The sequence below is a fragment of the Aeromicrobium sp. genome (assembly GCF_036676885.1).
Classification (GTDB): Bacteria; Actinomycetota; Actinomycetes; order Propionibacteriales; family Nocardioidaceae; genus Aeromicrobium.
This window is the reverse complement of sequence record NZ_JAKFCB010000395.1, coordinates 1-4825: the sequence shown is the minus strand read 5'-3', so window position 1 is coordinate 4825 and position 4825 is coordinate 1. Positions and strand designations below refer to the sequence as shown.

Genomic DNA, 4825 nt, shown 5'->3' with positions numbered 1-4825 from the left:
GAAGCCGAGCGCCGTGATGTCGTCGGGGTGCACGAACACGACGCGGCGGCCGTCCTCGATGCCACGGTAGCGATCGCTGAGCCCGTAGATCGTCGTGTTGAACTGGTCGTGACTGCGCAGCGTCTGGAGGACCAGATGGCCCTCCGGTACGTGCAGGAGCTCGATCGGCGACGCTGCGAACTCGCCCTTGCCGCTGGCGGTCTCGAACGTGCGGGAGTCACGGGGCGGGTGCGGCATGACGAAGCCGCCGGGCCGGTCGACGTTGTGGTTGTACTCCTCGCAGCCGGGCACGACGCGGGAGATGTGCTCGCGGATGATGTGGTGGTCGATCGCCATCGCGGGCCAGTCGATGCCGTGGCGATCGCCGATCGTCGCCTCGGCGAGGCCCGCGACGATCGCGACCTCGGAGCGTACGTGTGGGCTCACCGGCGGCAGGACGCCGCGGGACGCGTGCACGGCCGACATCGAGTCCTCCACCGTGACGAACTGCTCGCCGGCGGGGGACACGTGCTTCTCGGTGCGGCCCATGGTCGGCAGGATCAGGGCCGTGTCGCCGCACTCGAGGTGTGACCGGTTGAGCTTGGTCGACACCTGGACCGTCATGGCGGCGCTGCGGAGCGCCTTGGCGGTCACCTCGGTGTCGGGTGCGGCCTGGACGAAGTTGCCGCCGAGCGCCATGAAGAACTGGGCCTTGCCGTCACGCAGCGCACGGATCGCGTCGACGGTGTCGAACCCGTGATCGCGCGGCGGATCGAAGCCGAACTCCTGCTGCAGCGAGTCGAGGAAGTGGTCGGGCACCCGCTCCCAGATGCCCATCGTGCGGTCGCCCTGGACGTTGGAGTGCCCGCGTACGGGGCACAGCCCGGCGCCCCGCTTGCCGATGTCGCCGCGTGCGAGGGCGAGGTTGGCCACCTCGCGGATCGTCGCGACCGAGTTGCGGTGCTGGGTCAGTCCCATCGCCCAGCAGTAGATCGTGGCGTCCGAAGCGCGGATCATCTCGGCCGCCTCGGTGATCTGGGCGCGGCTGAGACCTGTCGCAGTCTCGACGACGCCCCAGTCCACGGCGCGTACGTGCTCGGCCCACGCCTCGAAGCCAGCCGTGTGGCGCTCGACGAACTCGTGGTCGATCGCGTCCCACTCCAGCAGCAGCGAACCGATCGCCTGGAACAGCGCCAGGTCGCCGTTGAGCCGGATCGGCAGGTGCAGGTCGGCGATGTCCGTGCCCTTGCCGACCACCCCGCGCGGCTTCTGCGGGTTGCGGAAGTTGACCAGGCCGGCCTCGCGCAGCGGGTTGATCGAGATGATCTTGGCGCCGCGACGCTTGGCGATCTCGAGCGCCGAGAGCATCCGCGGGTGGTTGGTGCCGGGATTCTGGCCGGCGATCACGATGCACTCGGCGTCGTAGATGTCGCGCAGGCTGACGCTGCCCTTGCCGATGCCGATCGACTCGGTCAGCGCGGTGCCGCTGGACTCGTGGCACATGTTGGAGCAGTCGGGCATGTTGTTGGTGCCGTAGGCGCGGATGAAGAGCTGGTAGAGGAACGCAGCCTCGTTGGACGCCCGGCCCGAGGTGTAGAAGATCGCCTCGTCGGGGCTGGCGAGTGAGTTGAGCTGGTCGCCGATCAGCCGGAGCGCCTCCTCCCAACCGATCTCCTCGTAGTGGGTGCCGCCCGGCCGCTTGACCAATGGATGGGTGATGCGGCCCTGCTGCCCGAGCCAGTACTCGTCGTGGGCCGCCAGGTCGGCGATGCTGTGGCGCGCGAAGAACTTCGGGGTCGCCCGTTCCTTGGTCGCCTCCTCGGCGACGGCCTTGGCGCCGTTCTCGCAGAACTCGGCGGTGTGCCGGTTCTCCGGATCGGGATCCGGCCACGCGCAGCTCATGCAGTCGAAGCCGTCGGCCTGGTTGAGCTTGAGCAGCGTCTTGGCGGTGTTCTTGACGCCCATGTGGGACACCGCGCGCTGCAGCGAGACACGGACGCCCGTCACTCCGGCGGCCGCCTGCTTGGGGTCGTGGACCTCGAGCTCGTCCTCGTTCATCATCTTGTCCGACATGTCAGCCCTTCTTCGGTCCATCCTGCCTCGCACGACCTACCCGTATGACGTGGGGTCACCGCGTCAGATGGGGCGATGTGTGCCCGATCGTCGTGGCGATCTGGTCCGCCAGCGAGATGTCGTCGGTGGGCACGAGGCGTACGACAACTGACTCGCCGGCCCAGCGCTCGACGGCGTGATCTCCGTCGTCGAGGTTGAGCCGGCCGGACTTGAGTGCCGTCGTCACCGGCTCCCAGTGCTCCGACTCCGGGGTCACGACCTCGACCTTCGCCTTGGCCTTGGCGACCAGCGCGCGGGTCGACTTGCTGCGCAGGCTCAGCATCACGGTCTCGTGGCGCTCGATGTCGGGGAGCGGCTGCTCCGAGCCGCCGGCGACGACGCACACCGCGTCGCCGACCCACTCGTGCCACACGGCGTGGGTGCGTCCGGCGTACGAGACCCAGAGCAGTCCGGACTTCTTGGCGAGCTCGGCGACGAGGTCGGTGCGGTTCACACCGGTCAGCGTACGGCCGTCCTGCTGCTGCGCGAGCGCGCCGCCGGGGCTGGCGCGGCGACCGGCGCGGTGCCGGTGGCCTCCCGCTCGGCCAGACCGCGGACGAACGTGCCGATCTCGTCGATCGCGACGCGTGCCTCGGGCACCCACGAGGCGGCGGCCTGGAACACGTGGACCTGGCGGTCCCACACCTGCAGGTCGCAGGGCACACCGGCGGAGACCAGGCGGTTGGCCATCAGCTCGGCATCGGCCATGAGGACCTCGTTGGAGCCGACATGGATCAGGGCGGGCGGCATGTCGGCGAGCGGCATGTTGACCGGGTCGACGCGGCTTCCGGAGATGCCCCGGCGCGTGTCCATCCGCAGCGACATGTCGCTGAGCTTGGCGACCGCGCTCATCGGGAACGTCTCGCAACGGTTGGCATTGGGGTGGGCGTGCTTGCCGGCGGGGTCGAAGTCGAGCAGCGGCGAGATCGCGACGACTCCCGCGGGCTGCCCCCAGTCGTTGTCCATGACGGCGCGGGCGACGCTGAAGGCGAGGTATCCGCCGGCCGAGTCGCCGGCGATCGTGATGTCCTCGGGGGCGTAGCCCTGCGAGAGCAGCCAGCGGAAGCCGTCGACGCCGTCGGCGACCGACTCGGTGATGGGCTCGTAGGGCATCTGGCGGTAGCCGACGTTGAGCACGGGCTGCTTGGCGCTGTAGGAGATGCGGGACACCAGGCGGCGGTGCGTGTTGAGCCCACACGTGATGAAGGCGCCTCCGTGGAAGTAGAGGATCGCACCGGCATTGCCGCCGTGGATGTCCGAGACGCCCTTGGCCTGGAGCCACTCGCTGCCGCATTCCGCGAGGTCGACCGCGCGCCACATCGTGCCTTCGTGCACCGGGAGGATCCGGGCGATCTGCTCGACGACGTTGGGCGGGAAGACGTCGAACGGCATCCGCGCCCACGCCCCGAGCATGGGGCGTACGGTGTGACGCAGCCCGAAGCCGAGGAGCCGGGACTGGATGCTGGCACCACGGAAGAACTGCGGATGAGCGGCCAGTGACAGGTGCGGTGCCATCGGAATCCCCTTCAGACGGTGATGCAACATTCAACCGACATGCGTTAACGAATATTTCACACAAAGTGACTTGCGCCACATGCGATCGTTAGCGTACTGCGCGTACGTTCAACTTTTTCGGAGGATCACCGATGTCGTTCATGCCACCCACGGACTCGATGTTCCTGTTGGCAGAGAACCGTGATCATCCGATGCACGTGGGCGGCCTGCAGCTGTTCGTGCCACCGGACGGATCGGGTCCCGAGTTCGCCCGAGAGCTGCTCGAGGCGTACCGGCAGACCGACAACATCTCCCCGATGTTCCGCAGACGCCCGGGTGAACCGGTCGGCACGCGCTGGAAGACCGACCAGACGATCGACTTCGACCACCACGTACGCCATTCGGCCGTGCCGAGCCCGGGCCGGATCCGCGAGCTGCTGCAACTGACCTCGCGGTGGCACGGATCGCTGCTGGACCGGCACCGCCCGCTGTGGGAGGTCCACGTCGTCGAGGGACTGCAGGACGGCCGGATCGCGGTCTACACCAAGGTCCACCACGCGATGGTCGACGGCGTGTCGGCGCTGCGGCTCATGCAGCGCTCGCTGAGTGAGGATCCGGACGCACGGGACTGCCTGCCGCCGTGGGCGTTGCCGGCGAAGAAGTCCTCGGGCGACAAGAAGGGCTTCGACCCGATGGCCCTCGTGCGTACGGGAGCGGGCGCGGCCGGCGACATCGCAGGCCTGGTGCCAGCGGGTCTCAAGATCGCCAACCAGATCATCCGCGAGGGCGACGTCACGCTGCCGCGAGCGCCCAAGACGATCCTCAACGGGTCGATCGGCGGAGCGCGCCGGTTCGCTGCCCAGTCCTGGGAGATCGAGCGGATCCAGCGGGTCGCCAAGTCATCGGCCACGACGCTCAACGATGTGGTGCTGGCGATGGTGTCCGGAGCGCTGCGGGACTACCTCATCGAGCAGCACGCCCTGCCGGACGAGCCCATGACCGCGATGGTGCCGGTGTCGTTGTCGCTGCGTGCTGAGTCGGCCGGCAAGGACGCCGGGACGGGCAACGCGACCGGTGCGATCATCGTCAACCTCGCCACCGACCGCGACCAGGGCGCGACCCGCCTCGAGGAGATCGCCTACTCGTCGCGCAAGGCCAAGAAGATCCTCGGCGACCTCACGCCGACCCAGATCCTGGCGTTCTCGGCGCTGCAGATGCTGCCACTGGCGCTGACGCCGAT

The 4825-nt window shown here is 68.6% G+C and carries 4 protein-coding genes; 1 reads left to right on the top strand and 3 read right to left on the bottom strand.

Features of this window, described 5'->3' with window-relative positions; translation table 11 throughout:
* From V6M46_RS18720 to V6M46_RS18710, 3 genes are all read right to left on the bottom strand, one after another.
* On the bottom strand, positions 1–2052 hold a 2052-nt coding region (locus tag V6M46_RS18720), incomplete at its 3' end, for an FdhF/YdeP family oxidoreductase (protein WP_332667899.1).
* A 55-nt stretch (positions 2053–2107) separates the two neighbouring features.
* Entirely contained in the window at positions 2108–2545 is a 438-nt protein-coding gene (locus V6M46_RS18715) for a hypothetical protein (RefSeq protein ID WP_332667897.1), read from the bottom strand.
* A 5-nt stretch (positions 2546–2550) separates the two neighbouring features.
* Complete coding sequence (locus tag V6M46_RS18710) at positions 2551–3606, bottom strand: alpha/beta hydrolase (RefSeq protein ID WP_332667895.1); 1056 nt, start codon at positions 3604–3606, stop codon at positions 2551–2553.
* A gap of 131 nt (positions 3607–3737) precedes the next feature.
* Here V6M46_RS18710 and V6M46_RS18705 point away from each other — a divergent pair.
* Positions 3738–4825 (top strand): wax ester/triacylglycerol synthase family O-acyltransferase (locus V6M46_RS18705; RefSeq protein ID WP_332667893.1); only part of this gene is annotated, 1088 nt, incomplete at its 3' end.